This is a genomic window from Streptosporangium carneum (assembly GCF_027922005.1).
Taxonomy (GTDB): domain Bacteria; phylum Actinomycetota; class Actinomycetes; order Streptosporangiales; family Streptosporangiaceae; genus Streptosporangium; species Streptosporangium carneum.
Map to the genome: position 1 here is coordinate 79,589 of NZ_BSEV01000029.1, position 22,339 is coordinate 101,927.

The following is a 22,339-nucleotide window of genomic DNA, read 5'->3' on the forward strand; positions in this document are numbered from 1 at the left end:
GACGACCTGCCACTGCGACGAGGACGACCCGATGGCCCGAGAACGAGCACGCACCGAACGCCATGGACCGAGTTCGGCGTTCTCCGATCGGCGCGGGCCGGGCGACTCGTGAGATACGCCGCCTTCGCCTCCGCGCAGACGGCGCGGCCCGTGCGGTCCCTGCTGCAGGCGGGCGCCCGGCTCCCGCCGGTGGTGTTCGACGCCTCGCTGGCGGCCGTGATCCTCTTCGCGACCGTCGGCCTCAACAGCGAGGTCTACCAGAGCCCCTCCGGATCTCTGGTCCTTCAGGTGGCCCTGTCGTTGCCCCTGGTGTGGCGGCGTCGCGCGCCCCTGACGGTTTTCTACGCGGTGGCCGCGGTGGCCCTGGTCCAGTGGCTCGCGGACATCCAGTTGCTGACCGACGTGGCGCTGCTGGTCGCCCTGTACACGGTGGCCGCCCGCTCCACGTGGCGTCGCACGCTCGTGGCCGGAGCCGTCCTGGAGGTCGGCATCCTGCTGGCCACGACACGCTGGGCGGGCCCCGACGGGCCGTCTGTCAGCTCGGCCCTCTTCCTGACCGCGGTGGCCGTCGCGGTGGCCGTCACCGGCGTCAACACCCGGATCAGGCGCGCCTATCTCGACTCGCTGAAGGACCGCGCGGTGCGCCTGGAGCGCGAACGCGACCAGCGGGCCCGGCTCGCGGTGGCGGACGAGCGGGCCAGGATCTCCCGCGACATGCACGACATCGTCACCCACAACCTGTCGGTCATGGTCGCGCTCGCCGACGGCGCGGTCTTCGCCCAGCACCGCTCCCCCGACAGGGCGACCGCCGCGATGCGTCAGATCTCCGGCACCGGCCGCCAGGCCCTCACCGACATGCGGCGCTCCCTGGGCGTCCTGCGGGCCGACGAACCGGACGCGCACCGCCACCCGGCGCCCGGCATCGCACAGCTGGAGTCCCTGGTCGGCCAGATGCGCGCCGCGGGGCTGGTGACCCGCCTCGGCCTGGAAGGCGACCCTGCCCCCGTCCCCGCCGCCGCTCAGCTCACCGTCTACCGCCTGGTTCAGGAAGCCTTGACCAACACCCTCAAGCACGCGTCCCCCGGCGCCCGGGCCGAGGTCCGGGTGCGCTGCTCCTCCGGCCTCGTCACCGTCGACGTCACCGACGACGGCCGCACCGCGCGAGCCCCCGGCCCGCCGTCCGGATCACCGTCCGGATCGCCCTCTGGATCACTGCCTGGATCACCGCCCGGATCGCCGTCCGGGCACGGCATTCTCGGCATGCGCGAACGCGCCGCCGCGTACGGCGGGACCCTGAACGCCGGCCCCCTGCCCGGCGGCGGCTGGCGGGTCTCGGCCACCCTCGCCCTCGGCACGGCCGGAGGCGAGGCCGCGTGACGATCCGCGTCCTGCTCGTCGACGACGAACCCCTGCTGCGCATGGCCTTCACCATGGTCCTCGACGCCCAGCCCGACATGGAGGCCGCCGGCGAGGCCGGGAACGGCGCCGAGGCCGTACGGCTCGCACGACGGCTGCGCCCCGACGTCGTCCTGATGGACGTGCGCATGCCCGGCATCGACGGGATCGAGGCGACCCGCCAGATCATCCGGGACTGCCCGCAGACCCGGGTCCTCATCCTGACCACCTTCGACCTCGACGAGTACGCCTTCGCCGGGCTGGGAGCCGGGGCGTCCGGCTTCCTGCTCAAGAACGCCCTGCCCGAGGAGTTGCTCGGGGCGATCCGCAGCGTCGCCCTGGGCGACGCCGTGGTCTCCCCGCGCGTCACCCGCCGCCTGCTGGAGAACTTCGCCCACCGGCTCCCCGTCGGCGACGCTCCCGAGGGCGACGAACGACTGCGGCGGCTCACCTCCCGCGAGCGGGAGGTGCTCGTCGAGGTGGCCCGCGGCCTGTCCAACAGCGAGATCGCCGCCGTCCTGCACCTGGCGGAGGCCACCGTCAAGACGCACCTGGGCCGGATCCTGCTGAAACTGGAGCTGCGCGACCGTGTGCAGGCCGTGGTCTTCGCCTACGAGACCCGGCTCGTCCGCCCCGCGTGAGGACCACCGGGCCGCCCGGTTCACCTCGGCCGCCGCGCCGCCCCCCGGACAGGGCGCGGAACGCGCGGTCGGACAGGCCGCGGAACGCGCGGTCGGAGAAGGCCGCCTCCTGCGCTGCTTCCAGGCGAACCCGGCTCTCAGCACCACCAGCGCTTGCTGCAGAACCTGCCCTCGCCGGAGCGCCTGACGTCCACGTCCACGTCCACGTCGGCATCACCGTTCCCCGTGGACGTGGAGTTTCCGTAGTTGACCCCGACCACCAGCTTGATCTTCTGTCCCACCTTGAGAGGGGCCCCGGGTTTCGGCGCCTGGGCGATGACCGTGTTCTGGCCGACCGGCGTTTTCGCGCTCTGCTTGAAGGAGGCGGTGACCAGGCCGCTGACCGGCTCGAAGAGGGAGCCCATCTTCTCGTCGCTCCATCCGATCACGTTCGGCATGGTGCGGTTCTTCTTGTAGAAGGACCACTGCGGGCCGGTGACGAAGGTGACACTGACCTCCGCCGCCCATCCCACCTCGGTCCCGGGAGCGGGTTTCATCGCGTACACCAGGCATGACTGGCCCGGAGCGCAGAACGACCCCGGGGTGATGCCCGTCTGCGTGAATCTCAGATTGAGCTTCTGGACCATCTCCTGGGCCGCGGTCACCTGCTTGCCCTTCAGGGCCGGAACCTTGATCTTCTCGGTGCCGAACGGCGCGGCCGAGGCGCTCGAGGAGCCGTTTCCCTCCTCGGAGGGAGTGAACAGACTCACACAGCCGCCCACTATGGCGAGCCCGAGGAACGCGACCAGGCATCCCATGGGCTTGGAGATTCCATATGGCATGGATCGCCCCCAGATTCGACACGCGAGGATCCCCCGACCCGGGACGGAATTGTAGCGGTCCAATGATCTTCACGCCCCGATAACCACTGGTTTGTCCACATGTGGACAGTCCCGGCCGCAACCATGGCGAACGAGGACCGACACGGCCCCCTCCCCGCGGGCGTCCCCACAGGTCACCGCAGCGCACGACGATCACTGGACGGGAGGAAGCAGGTCCCTGCGATCGGGTGCGGTCGGAGCCTGACAGGTCATGCCGCCGTCGACCACGAGCACCTGCCCGGTCATGTAGCGCGACTCCTCCGAGGCGAGGAAGAGCATGGCGTGGCCGATGTCCTCCGGGGTTCCGAGGTACGGCAGCGCGTTGTGCCCTTCGAGCCGCTCGATCGCCTCGACGGGAAGGTTGTCCCGCAGGGCGGGGGTCATGACGGCTCCGGGCGCGACGGCGTTGCAGCGGACCCCCTGCGGGCCGTACTGGACGGCGACGTATCTGGTGATGTTGATCACCGCCGCCTTCACCGCGCCGTAGGCGGTCTGCAGGGCGTCGCCCAGCAGGCCCGCCACGGAGGCGGTGTTGACGATGGACCCGCCCCCGGCGTCGATCAGGTGCGGAAGGGCGTGCCGCGTCCCGGTCAGGGTGCTGCGCACGTTGAGGTCGACGGCCCGCTGGAACTCGACCATGTCCAGGCGGAGCAGGTCCAGGTCCCTGCGCGGATCGGTTCCCCCCACGTGGTTGCAGAGCACGTCCAGCCGCCCGTACTCCCGCACGGCGGTCTCCACCATGGCGGCGACGGAGTCGTCGTCCGTCACGTCGACCGTGCACGACGCGGCACGGCCGCCGCCGTCCCCGATGCCGTCGGCCACGGCCCGCGCGGCGGCGGCGTCGTGGTCCGCCACGAGGACGCTCGCCCCCTCACGGCTCATCAGCTCGGCCGCGGCCCTGCCGATGCCGCTCCCGGCCCCGGTGATGATCACGACCTTGTCCCTGAGACGGTCCACCGCTCACTCCCCCCGGCCCCGTGGCCGACGCCCTGCCCCCGCAGGCCCAGGGCACCCTCGCCCAAAAATAACAAATAGCGATATATCACTCACAATAGGTCACCGTTCAGGCCCGCCCGACACGGACGACTCTCAAATGATCCCCTCCTCTCCCCCGAGGATCACCCTGCTGGATAGTTGGTTACTATCCAGCAGAGTGATGGATAATAACCAACATGATGCCGGATAGAAACGGACTATCGCTCATGCTGTTCGCCACTCCCGACCTCCACGACCGGGAGCTAAAGGTTCTCGAGGAGATCGAGACCGCCAAGCAGAAGCTCCGCCATCAGCTCCATGAGCCTCGTCGATGGGTCGGTCAGCTGCGTCGCCAGACCTTCGCGCGCGCGGTCCAGGGTTCCAACTCCATCGAGGGCTACGTGGCCAAGTTGGACGACGCCGCCGCCATCGCCGCAGGTGACGAGCCTCTGGAGGCTACCGAGGAGACCCAGCTCGCGATCAAGGGGTACAGCGACGCGATGACCTACGTGCTCCAGATGGCGGGAGAGGACGACTTCTCCTACACGACGCAGATGCTCAAGAGCCTGCACTTCATGATGACGAGTTACAGCCTCGGCAACCGGCCCGGCAGATGGCGAGCGGGATCCATCTACGTCAGGAACGAGGAGTCAGGGGACATCGTCTACGAGGGTCCCTCGGTGGATGAGGTAACGGCTCTGATGGAAGAGCTGACGAACAGGCTCTCCATGGAGAACGGGAACGACAGTCCGGCTCCCGTACGGGCTGCCATGGCGCATCTCAACCTCGTCATGATCCACCCTTTCAAGGACGGCAACGGCCCTATGGCCAGATGTCTGCAGAGCCTGGTACTCGCCCGTGAGGGAGTCCTGTCTCCGATCTTCATGAGCGTGGAGGAGTATCTGGGGCGTAACACCCTCGACTACTACGCGGTGCTGGCCGAAGTCGGCCAGGGGGCCTGGAATCCCGCCAACGACGCCCGGCCGTGGCTCCGCTTCATGCTGACCGCTCACCTACGGCAGGCGCGCACGCATCTTGTCCGCATCCGCGAGAGCCAACTGATGTGGATCGCGCTGGAGCGGCTCGCCGAGAATCGTCACCTGCCCGAACGAACCATGACGGTCATGTTCGACGCGATGATGGGGTTCCGGATACGGAACCAGACCTACCGGACGGCACTGGAGCGCTCGGGCGAAGAGCCGATCACCGAAACAACCGCCAACCGGGATCTCCGGCAACTGGTCGAGACCGGTCTTCTGGAACCACGCGGAGAGAAACGAGGCCGCTACTACGTCGCGGGCAAGGAGCTGACGGCCGTCCGGCAGGAGGTCGTCCGCGCCCGTGGAAAACGTGATGACTCCGATCCATTCGCTTCCTGAAGCCTTTGCCCGTGTTCGGCACGGGGTCACACGCCGCGGGATGAAAAGAGATTCCGTCCCGGTGGCCCTCGTTCGTTCAGGCAGCGGAATCCACGAGGGCGGCGGTCAGACGACGCGTTCGCCGCGTCGCCAGACGGCCGAGACCAGGGGGACTCCCGGGCGGTAGGCCAGGTGGACGTGGGAGGGGGCGTCGAGCAGGACGAGGTCGGCGCGGGCGCCGGGGGCGATCCGGCCGACGTCCGTACGGCGCAGCGCCCGTGCCCCGCCCATCGTCGCCGCCCACACCGCCTCGTCCGGGGTCATGCCCATCTCCCGCACCGCGACGGCGACGCAGAACGGCATGCTGGTGGTGAAGCTGGAGCCCGGGTTGCAGTCGGTCGACAGGGCGACCGTCGCCCCCGCGTCCAGCAGCCGCCGGGCGTCGGGATAGGGCGACCTGGTGGAGAACTCGGCTCCGGGCAGCAGCGTGGCGACCGTCTCCCCCGAGGCCAGGGCGTCGACGTCGGCGTCGTCGAGGTGGGTGCAGTGGTCGGCCGAGGCGGCTCCGAGCTCGACGGCGAGCCGTACGCCGGGCCCGTGGCCCAGCTGGTTGGCGTGCACGCGGGGCACCAGGCCGCGTTTCACGCCCGCCTCCAGGACGGCCCGCGCCTGCTCTCCGTCGAAGGCTCCGCGCTCGCAGAAGACGTCGACCCAGCGGGCGTACGGCGCGCACCGCTCCAGCATCGGCCCGGTGACGAGGCCGACGTAGGCGTCGGCGTCGAGCCCGGCCGGGACCACGTGGGCGCCGAGGTAGGTCACCTCGTCGGTGTGCTCGCCCGCGATCCGCAGCGAACGGGCCTCGTCCTCGACCGTGAGGCCGTAGCCCGACTTGCACTCGATGACCGTGGTCCCCTGGCGCAGCGCCTCGGCGACCAGCCTGGCCACGTTCGCCGACAGCTCCGCGTCGCTCGCCGCCCGGGTGGCCGCGACCGTCGTGCGGATCCCGCCCGCGGTGTACGGCGTGCCCGACATCCGGGCGTCGAACTCGGCCGTGCGGTCCCCGGCGAAGACCAGGTGCGCGTGGGAGTCGACGAACCCGGGGATCGCGGCCCTGCCTCCCTCGTCGTGGACCCGGTCGGCCTCGGGGGCCCGGGAGGCCGGTCCCGCCCACGCGACGGTCGCGTCCTCGAAGACGACGGCGGCGTCCTCGATCACCCCGAGCGGGCCCTCGCCCAGTGACGGGTCGTTGGTGACGAGGCGGGAAAGGCCGGTGACGAGCAGACTCACGATGCCTCCAGGCGGGCGATGGCCGCACGCAGCGCGGCGGGCGCGTCGGGGACGAGGACGTGGACGCCGTGCCGTACGACCACCCGGCCGCCCGCCACGACATCGCGGACGTCGGCGGCGGTCGCGGCGAAGACGGCGGTCTCCGCGCCGGGACGCGGCCCCGCGGTGCGGACCGAGTCGAGCGAGACGGTCACCAGGTCGGCGACCGCGCCGACCTCGATGCGGCCCGCGTCCGGCCAGCCGAGCGAGGCGTGGCCGTCGCCGGTCGCGGCGCGCAGCAGTTCGGCGGCGCTCCAGTGGCCCCGGCGGCGGGTGCGCAGCCGCTCGTTCAGCTCCATGCCGCGCGCCTCCTCGAACAGGTCGATGACGGCGTGGCTGTCACTGCCCAGGGTGAGGCGCGCCCCGGCCTCCTGCAGGTCCTTTGCGGGCCCGATGCCGTCGGCGAGGTCCCGCTCGGTCGTCGGGCACATGCAGACGGTCGTCGCCGTGCCGCCGAGCAGGGCGACGTCGCCGTCGGTGAGGTGGGTGGCGTGCACGGCGGTCGTGCGCGGTCCGAGCACGCCGTGGTCGGCGAGGAGCCCGGCGGGCGTGACGCCGTACGCCGCCAGACACCCCTCGTTCTCCGCGGGCTGCTCGGACAGGTGGACGTGGATCGGGGCCCGCCGGGCGTCCGCCCAGGCGGCGACCGTGCCGAGCTGGTCGGCGGGAACGGCGCGGACCGAGTGGATCGCGGCGCCGACGCGGGCGTGGTCGCGTGCCTTCAGCGCCCCGGCCAGGGACTCGGCGCGCTCGGCCCAGGCCTCGGCCGAGCCGTCGCTGAAGCGGAGCTGGGTGGTGTCGGGTCCGGCGCCGAATCCGGAGGACAGGTAGCAGGTGTCGAGCAGCGTGATCCGGACGCCCGCCTGCGCGGCGGCCTCGACCAGCGCCTCGCCCATGGCGTTCGGATCGGCGTACGGCGTGCCGCCGGGGGCGTGGTGGAGGTAGTGGAACTCGCCCACGCAGGTGATCCCGGCCATGGCCATCTCGGCGTAGACGGCCCTGGCCAGGTCGAGGTAGGTGTCCGGGTCGAGGGCCGAGGCCACCCGGTACATGATCTCCCGCCAGGTCCAGAAGGTGCCGCCGCCTGTCTGGGTCGCGCCGCGCAGTGCCCGGTGGAAGGCGTGCGAGTGCGCGTTGGCCAGGCCCGGCAGGACCAGGCCGTCGAGGACGACGGCGTCGCCGGGGGCGCTGCCCGCCCGCAGCGACGTGACGCGGCCCTCGGCGACCTCGATGAGGACGCCGGACTCCAAGACGCCCGTCCCGAGGTCACCGGCCCCCGAGGACGCCGCCCCGGAAGTCCCGGCTCCGGAGCCCCCGAACCCGGAGGCCCCAGCCCCGGACACCTCGGATCCGGGGACCCCGGAGGGTCCGAGGGGCTTGAAAGGTCCAGGAGGTTCGGAGGGTCCGGGTCGTGCCCCCTCCGTCCAGGCGTACCGCGCCCAGAACCGGCCGCTCGCCCCGGACTTCTCCGGGGCGCTCACCGCGGGCTCCGCGCGGCGTCCGGCGGCGCGCACAGCAGATCTTGGAGGACGTCGGCCAGGGCGGCGACCCCGGTCAGGCAGTCGGGCTCCTCCGCGTGCTCGTGCGGGGAGTGCGAGACGCCGGTGGGGTTGCGCACGAAGAGCATCGCGGTGGGAACCGCCGAGGCGAGGATGCCCGCGTCGTGTCCCGCGCCGGTCGGCAGGACGGGCACCCCGCCGAGCACCCGGGCGAGGCGGTCCCTGAGCGGCACGTCGAAGTCGACGACCGGCGTGTAGGACTCGCGGGTGATCTCGGCGTCCCCGGCCGCGGCGGAGATCTCCTCGACGAGGGCGTCCAGCGTCGCGGAGTCGGCGGCCCTGGAGTCGAGCCAGGCGGTCACCAGGGAGGCGATCGCGTTGGTCCCGTTCGGCTCGACGCGGATCTTGCCGAAGGTCGCCAGGGCTCCGGCGGCCCGCGCCCGCTCCCTGGCGGCGAGCACGGTGGCCGCGTAGTCCAGCATGGGGTCGCGGCGGTCCTGGAGGCGGGTGGTGCCCGCGTGGTTGGCCTCGCCCCTGAAGTCGAACCGCCAGCGGCCGTGCGGCCAGATGGCGGAGGCGACGCCCACGGGGTACGGCGTGTCCGCCAGGTGTCTGCCCTGCTCGACGTGGAGCTCGACGAACGCGCCGACGCGGGAGAGCCGCTCGTCGTCGCGGCCGATCGCCGAGGGGTCCTGTCCCGCGCGTTCCATCGCGTCCGCGAGGAGAACGCCGTCGCCGTCGCGCAGGCCCCGCGCGTGGCCCGGCTCGAGGATCCCCGTCATCAGCCGCGACCCGACGCAGGCGACGCCGAACCTGGCGCCCTCCTCGTCTCCGAAGTTGACGACGGCCAGCGGACGGTCCGGCCTGACGCCCCGCCGCGCGAGCGCGTCCAGGGCGGCGAAGGAGGCCACGACGCCGAGCGGCCCGTCGTAGGCGCCGCCGTCCGGCACCGAGTCCAGATGGGAGCCGGTGACGACGGCGTCACCGGCCGCGGGATCGCCGAGCCAGGCCCACTGGTTGCCGTTGCGGTCGACCTCGTAGGTCAGGCCCCTGCTCCGCGCCTGCTCGGCGAACCAGGCACGGCACTCGCCGTCCGCGGCCGTCCAGGCGTGACGCCGGTAGCCGCCCGTGGCGTCGTAGCGGCCGACGGGAAGCAGCTCCCGCCACATCCGGCGGAAGCCCTCCTCGACCTCCTCGACCCGCTCGGCGTCCTGACTCCGCCGGGCCGGCCGAACCTCGCCGAGCCCCTCCTGTGCGTCCCTCACGCGTCGCCCTCGCGCATCGGAACCCGCACCTCGCGCTCGTCGGCGATCTCGGCCGCCCGGTCGTATCCGGCGTCGACGTGCCGGATGACGCCCATGCCGGGGTCGTTGGTCAGCACCCGGCGGATCTTCTCCCCGGCCAGAGCCGTGCCGTCGGCGACCGAGACCTGACCCGCGTGGATGGAACGCCCGATGCCGACGCCGCCGCCGTGGTGGATGGAGACCCAGGACGCGCCGGAGGCCACGTTCACCATGGCGTTGAGCAGCGGCCAGTCGGCGATCGCGTCGGAGCCGTCGAGCATCGCCTCCGTCTCCCGGTACGGCGAGGCGACCGACCCGCAGTCGAGGTGGTCACGGCCGATCGCGACCGGGGCGGACAGCTCGCCGGAGGCGACCATGTCGTTGAAACGCTCGCCCGCCCTGTCGCGCTCGCCGTACCCGAGCCAGCAGATGCGCGCGGGGAGTCCCTGGAAGTGGACCTTCTCCCCGGCCATCCTGATCCAGCGGGCCAGCGACTCGTTCTCGGGGAAGAGCTCCAGGATCGCCCTGTCGGTCCTGGCGATGTCGGCGGGGTCGCCGGAGAGCGCCGCCCACCGGAAGGGGCCCTTGCCCTCGCAGAACAGCGGCCTGATGTAGGCGGGGACGAACCCGGGGAAGTCGAAGGCCCGGGCGTAGCCCGCCAGCTTGGCCTCGCCGCGGATGGAGTTGCCGTAGTCGAAGACCTCGGCCCCCGCGTCCTGGAAGCCGACCATGGCCTCGACGTGCCTGGCCATGGACTCGCGGGCGCGCTGGGTGAACCCCTCGGGGTCCTTGGCGGCCTCGGCGGCCATGTCCTCGAAGGCGACGCCGAGCGGCAGGTAGGCCAGGGGGTCGTGCGCCGAGGTCTGGTCGGTGACGACGTCGATCTCGGCGCCGCGCGCGAGCAGCTCGGGAACGGCCTGCGCCGCGTTGGCCTCGACGCCGATGGACAGCGGCCTGCGGGCGTCGCGCGCCTCGTAGGCCAGGCGCAGGGCCTCGTCGAGGTCGGCGGCCTTGACGTCGAGGTAGCGGTGCTCGATGCGCCGGTCGATGCTGCGGGGGTCGCAGTCGATGCAGATCGCCACGCCGCCGTTCATGGTGACCGCGAGAGGCTGGGCGCCGCCCATGCCGCCGAGCCCGGCGGTGAGCGTGATCGTCCCGGCGAGGGAGCCGCCGAACCTCTTGGCGGCGACGGCGCCGAAGGTCTCGTAGGTGCCCTGGAGGATGCCCTGGGTGCCGATGTAGATCCACGACCCGGCGGTCATCTGCCCGTACATGGTGAGCCCGAGCTGTTCGAGCCTGCGGAACTCCGGCCAGGTCGCCCAGTCGCCCACCAGGTTGGAGTTGGCGATGAGCACGCGCGGCGCCCACTCGTGGGTGGTCATCACGCCGACAGGGCGGCCCGACTGGACCAGCAGGGTCTCGTCGCCCTTGAGCGTGGCCAGCGTCCGCACGATGGCGTCGTAGGAGCGCCAGTCGCGTGCGGCCTTGCCGGTGCCGCCGTAGACGACGAGCTTGTCGGGGTGCTCGGCGACCTCGGGGTCGAGGTTGTTCATGAGCATCCGCAGGGCGGCCTCCTGCTGCCACCCTCGTGTGTTCAGTCCCGTCCCGCGCGGGGCCCTGATCGGCCCTCGGCCGCTCTCCTCAGCCACGCTTCCGCCCTCCAGACGTCGGCTGCCCACCGACCTGTTCAAATAGATATATTCACTTGTATCTCGACTGAATAGTTTCAGTCAACAACCTACTCGGCGAAGAGTTCCCTGGCGGCGGCCGACACCTCGAACGCCTCGAGACGCCCCTCCGCGCCCGGCATCTCATCGCACATCGCCTCCAGCAGGACCCGGCCGAGCATCATGGGCCCGCAGGCGGTGTCGAAGACCAGGCTGGTGCCCACGGCGGCGGCGAGCACCACGTCGGACAGCGCGGCCGCGGGCGCGAAGGCGCTGTCGGCCACGGTCACCACGCTCAGCCCGGCGTCCCTGGCGACGCCGAGGGCGTCGGTCAGCTCGGCCGGGTAGCGGGGCAACGCGAAACAGAGCAGCGCGCTCGCCCCCGCGGCGGCGGCCTGCTCGATCCGGTCGGCGAGCATGGAACCCCCCTCGTTGAGCAGCCGCACGTCGGGGTGGACCTTGGCCGCGAAGTAGGCGAAACCCGCGGCCTGCGCCGCGGCGGCGCGCAGTCCGAGGACGGGCAGGGGCCGGGAGGCGGCCAGCAGCCGCGCGGCCCCCGCGACCGGCTTGGGATCGCCCAGCATCCCGGCGAGGCGCTGAAGGTTGGCGATCTCGGCGAGGACGGCCCGCTGGTGCTCGTTCGGCCCCGCGTCCCCCGCCTGCTCGTCCGCACGCGCACCCGGGACGCCCGCGTCGGGGGAGCCGAGCTCACGGAGCTGCCTGCGCAGGGCGGGGTATCCGTCGAAGCCGAGAGCCATCGCGAAGCGGGTCACCGACGGCTGGCTCACCCCCGCCAGTTCCGCGACCTCCACGCTGGACAGGAAGGCCGCCTCCGCGGCGTGCTGGACCAGGCAGTGCGCGATCCGACGCTGAGCCGGCGTCAGCCGGTGCCCCTCGAACAGCCGCAGCAGGCGGGATCCGGCGTCGTCATGGTTCATGGTTCTCCTCAACGGCCCCGGGAGGGCGAGGTGACACGGTGACGTCGAGCCTTCCCGCACCCCAGGCTCGGGCGCGCTCGACACCCCTTCCGATCATTGACATATCTTCATTCACCATGAAGTCTGCATGGCTACATGCAGAGCGACAAGCAGTCCCTAATGGCGTATTCGGTCGGTGCGTGAAGCCTGGCCGCTCGGCCGCCGACGGTGCTTTCGACGGTTTCCCGAAGCCATGCCGGTCGTTCCCTGGACTTCCGTGCCAGGCCCGGACGCCAGAGGCGTGATCATACGGAGAACGGGACACGAGCCGGATGGGAAGGGCAGAAATCATCGCAGCTGGAGCCACCGGTTGCCGGAATACGCCCCCCAGGCATAACAAAAGCGGATACTCTCCGCAGAAAATGGATCTGCTGGATGGAGAGAGCATCGTGGCATCGTCGAGGCCCCAGCGGCCGAGGCTCGACACCACGACCCCCAACATGGGACGGGTGGCCGACTACTTCCTCGGGGGCAAGGACAACTTCGCCGTCGACAGGGAGGCGGCGGAGGCCGCGCTGGCCATCACTCCCGAGCTGCCCGCGCTCTGGCGCGAAGGGCGGCGCTTCCTCGGCAGGGCGGTGCGCTTCCTCGCCCAGGAGGCGGGCATCCGGCAGTTCGTCGACATCGGCTGCGGCCTGCCCACCCAGGGCAACGTGCACGAGATCGCCCACTCGGTCGCGCCGGACGCGCGGGTGGTCTACGTCGACAACGACCCGATGGTCGTGGTGCACGGCCAGGCCCTTCTCCAGGACGACCGGCTGACCGTGGTCATCGAGGCCGACGTCCGCGAGCCGGAGCTCCTGCTGTCCCACCCCAGGCTCACCGAGATGATCGACCTCGACGAGCCCGTGGCGATCCTGCTCTTCGGAGTGCTCCAGGACATCCCGGACGACGCCCTGGTCCTGCAGATCTCCGACCACCTGCGCAAGGCGATCTCCCCGGGCAGCTACATGGCCATCTCGCAGCCCGTCTCCGACCTGCGTCCCGAGGCGACCGCGAAACTCGCCGCCTTCTACCAGGACGAGGGCGCGATCAGCGGTCCCCGCCGCGAGGGCCTGCGCACCAAGACCGAGGTCGAACGCTGCTTCGAGGGGCTCGACCTCGTCGACCCCGGCGTCGTCTACATCCCGCAGTGGCGCCCCGACGGGGTCGTGCTCCACCGGCCCGACTCGATATGGGTCGTCGGCGGGATCGGCCGCAAGGCGTAGTCCACCGGCTCCGGTCCCACAGGTTCCAGCCCCACAGGCCACGGGGAACGGACCGGGGCACAGCGGCGTGATCGGGTGGCGCGGCGGCCCCGCACGGGTGACACAGTGACCGTATGCACGTGGACATCCTGGGGCCGCTGACCGTGACGGCGGGCGGCTCGGCCGTCGAGATCGGAGGGGCGCGGCTTCGGGTGCTCCTGACCCGGCTCGCCCTGAGCGCCGGACGTGTCGTCACCGTCGAGGAGCTCTCGGACGCGCTGTGGCCCGAGGACAAGCCCGCCGACCGCGCGAACGCCGTGCAGTCCCTGGTGTCCAGGCTGCGCCGGGCCCTGCCGGACGCGTCGGCGCTGAGCTCGGTTCCCGGCGGCTACCGCCTCGACGTCCCGCCGGACGCCGTCGACGCGCACCGGTTCGAACGGCTGGCCAGGCAGGGGCGGCGCGCGCTCGCGGACGGGGACCCCGCGACCGCCGCGCCGCGGCTCCGCGAGGCGCTCGGGTTGTGGCGGGGCCTCGCCCTGGCCGACGCCTCCGCCTTCCCCTTCGCGACCGCGTACGTCGCCGGACTCGACGAGACGCGGCTGACGGCGGAGGAGGACCGCGCGGAGGCGGAGCTGGCGACCGGTCACCGCCCCGACCGGACGGCCGACCTGGTGACCGGGCTCTCCGTGCTCGCGGCCCGGCATCCGCTGCGGGAGCGGCTGCACGGTCTGCTGGTGCGGGCGCTGGCCTCGGCGGGACGCCAGGCGGAGGCCCTGACCGCCTACGAGGACTTCCGCCGCAGGCTCGCCGACGAGCTGGGCGTCGACCCCGGACCGGAGCTGCGGGAGATCCACCTGGCCGTGCTCCGCGCCGACAGGACGCCGCCCCTGGGACGCGGGAGACGGGGCAACCTGAGGACGCCGCTGACCAGCTTCGTCGGACGGGACCGGGAGATCCGGCGGATCGGCGAGCGACTCGAGGAGGGCAGGCTGGTCACGCTGGTCGGCCCGGGAGGGGCGGGGAAGACCCGGCTCGCGACCACCGTCGCCGCGCGCCTTCCCGAAGGGGCCTGGCTGGTGGAGCTGGCGCAGGTGACCGACCCCGCGGACGTCCCGCAGGCCGTGCTCGGCGCGCTGGGCGATCCGGGCCTGGCGGGAGGGATGCCCGCCGTGACGCGGGACACGATGACCCGCCTCGTCGAGGCGCTGTCCGCCGACGACGCCCTCCTGGTGCTGGACAACTGCGAGCACCTCGTGGACGCGGTCGCCCGCCTGGCCGACGAGTTGCTCGGACGCTGCTCCCGGCTGCGGGTGCTGGCCACGAGCAGGGAACCGCTCGGGATCCTGGGAGAGGCCCTGTGTCCCGTGCCCCCGCTGGAGCTGCCCGAGCCGGGGTCCGCGCCCGAGCGGAGCCCCGCGGTGCGGCTCTTCCTGGACAGGGCGGCGGCCGTACGGCCCGGCTTCACCCTCCGCGACGAGGTGCTGGAGATCTGCGAGCGGCTGGACGGGCTGCCGCTGGCGATCGAGCTGGCGACCGCCAGGCTTCGTTCCCTCGGCGTCGAGCAGGTCGCCGCCCGTCTCGACGACCGGTTCCGCCTGCTCACCGGCGGCAGCCGTACGGCCCTGCCCCGGCACAGGACGCTGCGCGCCGTGGTCGGCTGGAGCTGGGACCTCCTCGACGACGCGGAGCGCGACCTCGCGGAGCGGCTCTCGGTGTTCCCCGGAGGGGTCACGCTGGAGGCCGCCGAGCGGCTCGGCGGCACCCTGGACCTGCTGTCCGCCCTGGTGGACAAGTCGTTGCTCCAGCCGGTCGAGGGGTCGCGCCACCGGATGCTGGAGACGATCAGGGAGTTCGGGCTCGAACGCCTGGCGGAGAGCGGGAGGATCTCCGAGGTCAGAGCCGCCCACGCCGCCTGCTTCCTGGAGCTGGCCGAGGCGGCGGAGCCGCACCTGAGAGGTCCGCGGCAGCTGGTCTGGATGGACCGGCTGGAGGCGGACGGCGACAACCTGCTCGCCGCGCTGCGCTTCGCCGCCGACACCGGCGACGCCGACACGGCGGTACGACTGGTCGCGGCGCTGAGCCAGTGGTGGGCGATCCGGGGCAGATACGTGGAGGCCGCGGGGTGGCAGCGGCTCGCCCTCGACGTTCCCGGCGAGTCGCCGAAGCGGGCACGGGCCATCGCGACGGGCCTGTACCTGGTCAACACGGCGGTCTCGGGGAACCACGGCGCGCTGGAGGGCATCGTCGCCCGGATGCGGGAGCTCCTCGCCGAGACGGGCCCCGACCCGGAGCACCCCGTCCTCGCCCTGCTCGAGCCCGGCCTCGCCCTCTTCACCGACGACACGCCCCCGGGGCCGACCTCGGCCGAGCGGTCGCTGAACCACCCGATCCCCTGGACCAGGGCGATGCTCCGGATGCTGCGCGGCTTCCTCAGGGAGAACGACGGCGACCTCGCCGGGATGCGCCAGGACATGACGGTCGCGGCCGAGGAGTTCCGCGAGGCCGGAGACCGCTGGGGGCTGGCCAACGCGCTGACCTCCCTCTCCGACGGGCATATGGCGTTCGGCGAGTTCGACGAGGCCGTCGGGACCCTGCGGGAGGCGATCAGGCTGGTCCAGGAGCTGAACCCCGCCGACCCCGCGGGCCGCCAGCGGATCTGGCTGGCGACCGTGCTGGTGCACAAGGGCGAGGTGGAGGCGGCCCGCGAGCAGCTGCTGGAGATGGCGGAGCTGGACGCCAGGGGGTGGTCGGCCAGGGACGTCGCCTTCGCCGGGCTCGGCCTCGGCGACCTGGCCCGCCAGGAGGGGAACCTGGAGGAGGCGGCCGGGCACTACGCCGCGGCGACGGCCGCCATCGCGAACGCGCCCGTCGTCTCGTCGCAGTTCCTCGCCTTGGTCCTGAGCTCCCAGGCACGGCTGGCGATGGACCTGGGAGACCTGGAGACAGCCGGGGCGCAGGTCGCGGAGGCGGTCGGTCAGGCGATCGAGGCGAAGGACATGCCGGTGCTGGCCAGGGCCGGGGTCGCCGCGGCGGCGCTGTGGGCGTGCCGCGGCGACCACGCCCTGGCCGCGAGGACTCTCGGCGCGGCCGAGCTGCTCAGGGGGACGTCCGACCGGTCCAATCCCGAGGTCGCGCATCTCGCCGAACGGCTCCGCCGCGAACTGGGCGACGACGCCTACGAGGCGGCCTACGCCGCGGGCCGCGACCTGGACCGGGCGGGGGCGCTGGCCCTCGTTCAGGGCGGCGAACCGGGCGGTCAGGCGCGGCGGCGGTAGGCACCGAGGAGGATGTCCGGATCTCTCCGGGCGCTCAGATCTCCTTGGGCGCTCAGATCTCCTTGAGGATCCGGCGGAGGGTGGCGGCCGCGGCGCCCGGCTGTTCGGCCTCGATGTCCAGACGGTTCATGAGGTGCCAGTAACGCTCGGTCTCGGCCGGCTTGTCGAGGTAGAGGGCTCCGGCGAGCTGTTCGAGGTAGACCACGTCGGGAAGCTCCCCCTCGGGGAAGCGCAGGATCGTGATGGGCCCCGCGGCCCCCGGGTGGGCGCCCGCGCACAGCGGCATGATCTGGACGGTGACCTGGGGAAGCTCGGAGACGCGGATGAGGTGCTCGATCTGGGCGCGCATCGTCGCGGGACCGCCGATGAGACGACGCAGCGCCGTCTCGTCGATCACGGTCCACAGCTTGGGCGGGTTGGAGCGGCGGTGCAGCAGCTCCTGGCGTCGCATCCGCAGGGCGACCCGGCGCTCGACCTCGGGGCCCGTGACGTCGCGGCGGCCGAGCTGGATGACGGCGCGGGCGTACTCCTCGGTCTGCAGCAGGCCGGGGACGAACTGGACCTCGTAGCTGCGGATGACGCAGGCGGCCTGCTCAAGTCCGAGGTAGGCGTCGAACCAGCCGGGCACCACGTCGCCGTAGGCCTGCCACCAGCCCGGCACCCCGGCCTGTTCGGCCAGCGAGAGCAGGGTCGCGCGCTCGGCGTCGTCGGTGACGCCGTACAGGGTGAGGAGGTCGGCCACGTCACGACGCTTGAAGCTCGTGCGGCCCAGCTCCAGCCTGCTGATCTTGGAGTGCGACGCCCGGATCGCGTTGCCCGCCTCCTCGCGGGTGACACCCCTGGCCTCACGCAGACGGCGCAGCTGCGCCCCGACCAGCATCCGCGAGACCGTGGGTCCCGCCTGCCGGTGATCCTGGAGGGACTCGTCCAGGTCGCTTACGGTCGTCCGAACAGTGCGCAAGCTCGCTCCCTATGCAGCAAACCGACACGGCAGACCACTGGCGTACGGCCGCGTCCAAGCTTCCCATGTCGACCCGAACTCGGACAGGGGGAACGGCCTTCGCAACGAGGAGTTCACTATCATTCCCAGTGATCACACCGAAGGCGTCACCGTACCCCAGGCGGTGGAACCGGGCGAGCCTCGGGTGCGAAAAGAGCAAGGAGAACGCGTGGACGGCAGGCGGAGCCCTGCCGACCCGAGCAGGCTGAACCCCGGGGTCGCGCACAACGCCAGGGTCTGGAACTACTGGCTCGGCGGTAAGGACCACTACCCCGCCGATCGCGCGTTCCCCGCCCAGGTGGCCCAGTACGGAGCCGTGGCCCGCAAGCCCTGACCCCGGCGCGAAGGCGAGAACCCCGCCTCCGTCCCCGTGGTTCCTCCGCCCGCACGACCGGGGCGAAGCCCCTGCGGAACGGCGGAGGACCCGACGGTCAGCCGGCCGCCGAGCGGCGGGTGTTGAGCTGGTCGAAGCCGACCGCGACGAGGATGAGGACGCCGATGGCGATCTGGAGGTAGAAGGCGTTGATCGCGAGCAGGTTGCCGCCGTTGTTGAGGACGCCCATGATCAGGGCGCCGGTCGCGGCGCCGAGCGCGCTGCCCTTCGCGCCGAACAGGCTCGCGCCGCCGATGACGCAGGCGGCGATCGCGTTGAGCTCGAAGCCCGTGCCCGCGGTCGGGATGCCGGCTCCGAGGCGGGAGGCGAGCAGCACCCCGCCCAGACCCGCGAGCAGGCCGGAGATCGCGTAGACCGAGGTCGTGACCAGGCGCACCGGCACACCGGCGAGGCGGGCCGACTCGGGGTTCGAGCCGACGGCGTAGATGTAGCGGCCGAAGACCGTACGGCTGAGCACGAACCACATCACGCCCGTGACCACGACGGCCACGATGAGCAGGTTGGGAATGCCGAGGACCGTGCCGTTGGCGATGTTCTGGAACGCGGGCGGCAGTCCCTGGATGGTCTGGGCGTCGGTGGTGACCAGGACGATTCCCCGGGCGATGCCGAGCATGCCCAGGGTGGCGATGAACGGCGGCAGTTTGGCCCGTGTCACCAGCAGTCCGTTGACGATTCCGAGCGCGGTGCCGATCCCCACCCCGATCAGGAAGGCGGGCACGATCGGCATGCCCGCGACCAGGAACTGCGCGGTCGACGCTCCGGCCAGGCCCAGGACGGAGCCGACCGACAGGTCGATGCCCGCGGTCAGGATGACCACGAGCTGGCCGACCGCGATGATTCCGAAGATCGCGACCTGCCGGGCGAGGTTGGCCAGGTTGTTGCCGGTGAGGAACTCGTCGCTGGCGAGCGTGAGAGCGCCGACCGCCACGAGGAGCACGACGAGGCCGCCGCTCTCGCGTCCGGCGATGTCCCCCAGTGTGACGACCCGTCGGCGTGGGGCCTCGGTCACCGTCTCCACGGTGGCGGTGGCGCCCTCGGGGTGGAGGTCCGGTCCGACCTTCGGCACGGTCTCCAGGTCGGGCGGGCCTCCGGGAGCGGGCGGGCGGTTGACGATCGTCGTGGTGGTGATCGGCTCACGCCAGATCAGCTTGGGCATCTCGGCTCACCTCTCCTGGTCGTCCTGGACCGGTGGAATCGCGCCGCCTCCGTCGCCGGGAGGCGGTCGCCCCTCGTCCCGGGCCGACGAGGCGGGGGAAGGGGAAGTGGAGGGAGGCGGGTCCGCCGGGCGCGGCAGGTCGCCCACCGGAGGCGACGGGTCCCGCGTGGGCGACTGGGCGCTCGGCTGAGCCGTGGGCCGGGCGGCGGGCCGGGCGGTCGGCGTCAACGGGGTGAGGGGGGTCGGCGGCGACCCGGGGGTCAGCATGGTCGGCGGCGGCGGCCAGGGCTGGGAGGCGGACGAGGCCGTACCCGACGGCGACGCGACGCCGGGTGACGAGGCCGCACCGGACGACGACGCCGGGCCGGGCTGCGACGCCGTACCCGACGGCGGGGCGCCGGGTGGCGGCGGGGTCGGGGCGGTTCCCTTTCTGGGGGCGGGGATCTCCTCGCTGAGCACCGGCGTCTCGGCGCCCTTGCCTCCGCTCGCCAGACGCAGGACGTCCTCCTCCGTGGCCGTTCCCGGCAACTCGCCCGCGACCTCGCCGTCGCGCAGCACGAGGATGCGGTCGGCGAGTCCCAGCAGTTCGGGGAGGTAGGACGAGACCACGATGATTCCCAGCCCCTGTGCCGCCAGGTCTCCGATGACCGTGTACAGCTCGCCCTTCGCGCCGACGTCGATCCCCTTCGTCGGCTCGTCGAACATGAGGACCTTCGGCTTGGTGAGCAGCCAGCGGGCGAGCAGGACCTTCTGCTGGTTGCCGCCCGACAGCGTCGAGACGGGCTGTTCGTAGGAACCGGCCCGCAGCCGCAGACTGTCGAGCAGCCGGTCGGCCTCCTCCGCCTGCTCGCGACCGGGCAGCAGCCCCTTCCTCGAACCGCTGCGCAGGCTGGCGATGGTGACGTTCTCCCTGATCGACAGCTCCGGCAGCAGGCCCAGGACCTTGCGGTCCTCGGTGAGCAGCCCGACCCCGGCGTTCATCATCGTGCGCGGCCCGGACGGCTTGACGCTTCTCCCCTCGACCTCCACCTCGCCCGCCACGATGGGGGCGGCGCCGAAGACGGACAGCAGCAGCCCGCTGCGTCCGGACCCCAGCAGGCCGCCGAGACCGAGGATCTCCCCCGCCCCGACGTGCAGGTCGATGGTCGGCGAGCCGTCGAACCTGCGCAGGCCCCGCACGCGCAGCGCGGGCGGTCCCGCGTGGCGGTGGGACTCCGGGTAGAGCGAGCTGATCTCCCGGCCGACCATGGCGGTGATCAGGCGGTCCTCGTCGTAGCGGTCGATCGGCCCGGCCTCGGACAGGCCTCCGTCACGCAACACGGTCACCCAGTCGCCGATCTCGAACATCTCCTCAAGCCGGTGCGTCACGTAGAGCATCGCTATGCCGCGGTCGCGCAGCCGCAGAATGTGCTCGAGGAGCCGTTTCGACTCCGCCTCGGTGAGGGCCGTGGTCGGCTCGTCGAAAACGATCACCTTGACGGAGTCGGCGGTCAGCACCTTGGCGATCTCCACGAGCTGGCGGGTGGCCGCGGGGAGACGCTCCACGACCGTGTCCGGGCTGAGGTCGGTCAGGCCGACCTCGTCGAGAGCCTTCCTCGCGCGGGACCGCAGCCTCGCCCTGGCGATGATCCCGGTACGGGCGGGAAGACGGCCCATGAACAGGTTCTCCCCGACCGACAGGTGCGGCAGGAGGCTCAGCTCCTGGTAGACGGCCTGCACGCCCGCCGCGCGCACCGAGGCGGGGGTCGGCGCGGTGACCGGACGCCCGTCGATCTCGTAGGTGCCGCTGTCTCGGCGCAGCGCGCCCGTCAGCACGCGGATCAGCGTCGACTTTCCCGCCCCGTTCTCTCCCGCCAGGCAGTTCACCTGCCCGGGGACGAGGGTGAGCGAGACGTCGCTGAGCGCCTGGACGGGACCGAACGCCTTGGACACGCCGTGGAGTTCGACCACGGGCCTGCCCGTCGCTCCGCCTCCGTTCGCTCCTTCTTCGTCGGCCCTCATCACTCCGCCTTCATGGTCGGCGGGTTGAGCAACTGCTTCACGTCGGGCTGGTTCATGTTCTGCTTGTCCGCGACCACCGCGCCCGGGTCGATGTCACGCGGCGGGATACGGCCGACCGACGCCATCCCCGCATCCACGACACCCTGGTAGCCGAAGAAGTAGGGGTTCTGCACCACGAGCGCGTCGATGGTGCCCGCGGCGAGCGCCGCGTTCTCCTGCGGGTCGGAGTCGAAGGCCACGACGGGAACGGTGTCGGTGGCGTTGTTGTCCTGGATCGCCCTGGCCGCGCCGACGCCCGAGGTGTTGTTGTCGGCGAACACGCCCGCCAGGTTCGGGTTGGCGGTCAGCGCGTCGTTGACCTGCGACGCAGCGGTGTTGATGTCGTTGTTGTTGTAGCGCTGCAGCGTCACCTTGACGTTGGGGCAGTTGTTCGCCAGGCCCTGCTTGAAGCCGGCGTCCCGGTCGACCAGCGACTGGATTCCGGCCACGGAGGACTCGATCATGACGCTGCCGCTGGTCTTGTTCTGCGCCTTGAGCAGCTCGCACATGCGCTTGCCCGCCTGGGTCCCCGCCTTGACGTTGTCGGTGCCGATGAACCCCTCCGAGGCAGTGGTCACGCGGCTGTCCACGGTGATGACCTTGATGCCCGCCTTGCGCGCCCGGTCGATCGCCGAGTTCAGGGCGCTGGAGGAGTTGGGCGCGATGACCAGCCCCGCGACGCCCCGGGAGATGGAGTTCTCGACCAGCTGCACCTGCTGGTCGATGTTCGTCTCCGACGTGGGGCCGAAGGTGCTCACCTTGAGGCCGAAGTCACCGCCCGAGTGTTTCGCTCCGGCGATCATCGTCTGCCAGAACGAGGAGTCGCTCGCCTTGATGATCACGTCGATCTTCTTGCCGCTCGCCGCCCCTCCCGCGCCCCCGCCGGACGCCTGGGAGGCTGAACTGGTCGCCCTGCCTCCCACCACTCCGAGTACCAGTGCCACCAGCGCGATGGCGGCGACGAGCGAGAGGGAGAAGACGATACGTGAACGGGCCATGGCGGCCTCCTGAAGATGTCTCAGGGGGGACTCCCGGCAGACGTCTCAGACGGCTGCCGCCGGTGGACGTGTGAACGGCGCGCGGGCGCCGGCGGCAGTCAGGCGCGCACATGAGGAACTCTGCGTTCAGCAAGGACTCAGGCCGATCAGACCCTCCCAGCAAAGCCCGGGAAAGGTAGTGCCGGAAACTAGCAAAAAGAAAAGAAGTCATTACTTACCGCACTCGCCCGTGCCGTCTCCGGCACCACCCGGGACCGGCTCCCGCCGGTCAGGCCGTCACCGGTGCCGCCTCCCGGACGGCCGGTTAA

The 22,339-nt window shown here is 71.8% G+C and carries 16 protein-coding genes and 1 pseudogene; 6 read left to right on the forward strand and 11 right to left on the reverse strand.

Annotated elements, in window-relative coordinates:
- Window positions 1–108: 108 nt before the first annotated feature.
- Window positions 109–1,377: a sensor histidine kinase gene (locus PKF00_RS37230; protein ID WP_271222435.1), complete on the forward strand. Its 1,269-nt coding sequence runs from the start codon at window positions 109–111 to the stop codon at window positions 1,375–1,377.
- Window positions 1,374–2,036, forward strand: a complete 663-nt coding sequence (locus tag PKF00_RS37235) for a response regulator (RefSeq protein WP_271222436.1) — start codon at window positions 1,374–1,376, stop codon at window positions 2,034–2,036. Before PKF00_RS37230 ends, PKF00_RS37235 begins: the two co-directional genes overlap by 4 nt.
- 137 nt (window positions 2,037–2,173) lie before the next feature.
- Here PKF00_RS37235 and PKF00_RS37240 read toward each other — a convergent pair whose 3' ends face one another.
- Both PKF00_RS37240 and PKF00_RS37245 read right to left on the reverse strand, forming a co-directional pair.
- Entirely contained in the window at window positions 2,174–2,857 is a 684-nt protein-coding gene (locus tag PKF00_RS37240) for a PASTA domain-containing protein (protein WP_271222437.1), read from the reverse strand.
- Window positions 2,858–3,049: 192 nt separating this feature from the next.
- Window positions 3,050–3,853: an SDR family NAD(P)-dependent oxidoreductase gene (locus tag PKF00_RS37245; RefSeq protein ID WP_271222438.1), complete on the reverse strand. Its 804-nt coding sequence runs from the start codon at window positions 3,851–3,853 to the stop codon at window positions 3,050–3,052.
- 245 nt (window positions 3,854–4,098) lie between these two features.
- Between PKF00_RS37245 and PKF00_RS37250 the strand changes: the two genes are divergently transcribed.
- Window positions 4,099–5,250 (forward strand): Fic family protein, encoded by a 1,152-nt coding sequence (locus tag PKF00_RS37250; RefSeq protein ID WP_271222439.1) that lies wholly within the window; start codon window positions 4,099–4,101, stop codon window positions 5,248–5,250.
- 105 nt (window positions 5,251–5,355) lie between these two features.
- Here the strand turns inward: PKF00_RS37250 and hutI are convergent, their stop codons facing one another.
- From hutI to PKF00_RS37275, 5 genes are all read right to left on the reverse strand, one after another.
- Complete coding sequence (hutI, locus tag PKF00_RS37255; RefSeq protein WP_271222440.1) at window positions 5,356–6,516, reverse strand: imidazolonepropionase; 1,161 nt, start codon at window positions 6,514–6,516, stop codon at window positions 5,356–5,358.
- Complete coding sequence (locus PKF00_RS37260) at window positions 6,513–7,805, reverse strand: formimidoylglutamate deiminase (RefSeq protein ID WP_271222441.1); 1,293 nt, start codon at window positions 7,803–7,805, stop codon at window positions 6,513–6,515. The genes hutI and PKF00_RS37260 overlap by 4 nt, the downstream gene beginning before the upstream one ends.
- A gap of 227 nt (window positions 7,806–8,032) precedes the next feature.
- Entirely contained in the window at window positions 8,033–9,223 is a 1,191-nt protein-coding gene (locus PKF00_RS37265) for an allantoate amidohydrolase (protein WP_271222458.1), read from the reverse strand.
- 92 nt (window positions 9,224–9,315) lie between these two features.
- Window positions 9,316–10,986, reverse strand: coding sequence for a urocanate hydratase (gene hutU / locus PKF00_RS37270; RefSeq protein WP_271222442.1), 1,671 nt, complete (start codon window positions 10,984–10,986; stop codon window positions 9,316–9,318).
- Window positions 10,987–11,075: 89 nt separating this feature from the next.
- Window positions 11,076–11,942, reverse strand: coding sequence for a MurR/RpiR family transcriptional regulator (locus tag PKF00_RS37275; RefSeq protein ID WP_271222443.1), 867 nt, complete (start codon window positions 11,940–11,942; stop codon window positions 11,076–11,078).
- A gap of 428 nt (window positions 11,943–12,370) precedes the next feature.
- Between PKF00_RS37275 and PKF00_RS37280 the strand changes: the two genes are divergently transcribed.
- Both PKF00_RS37280 and PKF00_RS37285 read left to right on the forward strand, forming a co-directional pair.
- Window positions 12,371–13,189: an SAM-dependent methyltransferase gene (locus tag PKF00_RS37280; RefSeq protein WP_271222444.1), complete on the forward strand. Its 819-nt coding sequence runs from the start codon at window positions 12,371–12,373 to the stop codon at window positions 13,187–13,189.
- A gap of 113 nt (window positions 13,190–13,302) precedes the next feature.
- Entirely contained in the window at window positions 13,303–16,443 is a 3,141-nt protein-coding gene (locus PKF00_RS37285; RefSeq protein WP_271222445.1) for an AfsR/SARP family transcriptional regulator, read from the forward strand.
- A 52-nt stretch (window positions 16,444–16,495) separates the two neighbouring features.
- On the opposite strand, the gene PKF00_RS37290 is transcribed toward PKF00_RS37285, so the two are convergent.
- The gene (locus tag PKF00_RS37290; protein WP_498073066.1) at window positions 16,496–17,404 is read right to left on the reverse strand and encodes a Sco1979 family transcriptional regulator; all 909 of its coding nucleotides are present in this window, start codon (window positions 17,402–17,404) and stop codon (window positions 16,496–16,498) included.
- Window positions 17,405–17,612: 208 nt separating this feature from the next.
- On the opposite strand from PKF00_RS37290, the pseudogene PKF00_RS37295 reads away from it, so the two are divergent.
- Window positions 17,613–17,750: pseudogene (locus PKF00_RS37295) on the forward strand (SAM-dependent methyltransferase); the annotation flags it as partial.
- 124 nt (window positions 17,751–17,874) lie between these two features.
- Here PKF00_RS37295 and PKF00_RS37300 read toward each other — a convergent pair.
- The 3 genes from PKF00_RS37300 to PKF00_RS37310 are packed head-to-tail and all read right to left on the reverse strand — an operon-like array spanning window position 17,875 to window position 22,031.
- Window positions 17,875–18,993 (reverse strand): ABC transporter permease, encoded by a 1,119-nt coding sequence (locus tag PKF00_RS37300; protein ID WP_271222446.1) that lies wholly within the window; start codon window positions 18,991–18,993, stop codon window positions 17,875–17,877.
- A 6-nt stretch (window positions 18,994–18,999) separates the two neighbouring features.
- Window positions 19,000–20,994 (reverse strand): sugar ABC transporter ATP-binding protein, encoded by a 1,995-nt coding sequence (locus PKF00_RS37305; protein ID WP_271222447.1) that lies wholly within the window; start codon window positions 20,992–20,994, stop codon window positions 19,000–19,002.
- Entirely contained in the window at window positions 20,994–22,031 is a 1,038-nt protein-coding gene (locus PKF00_RS37310) for an ABC transporter substrate-binding protein (RefSeq protein ID WP_271222448.1), read from the reverse strand. Before PKF00_RS37310 ends, PKF00_RS37305 begins: the two co-directional genes overlap by 1 nt.
- Between the last annotated feature and the right edge of the window lie 308 nt (window positions 22,032–22,339).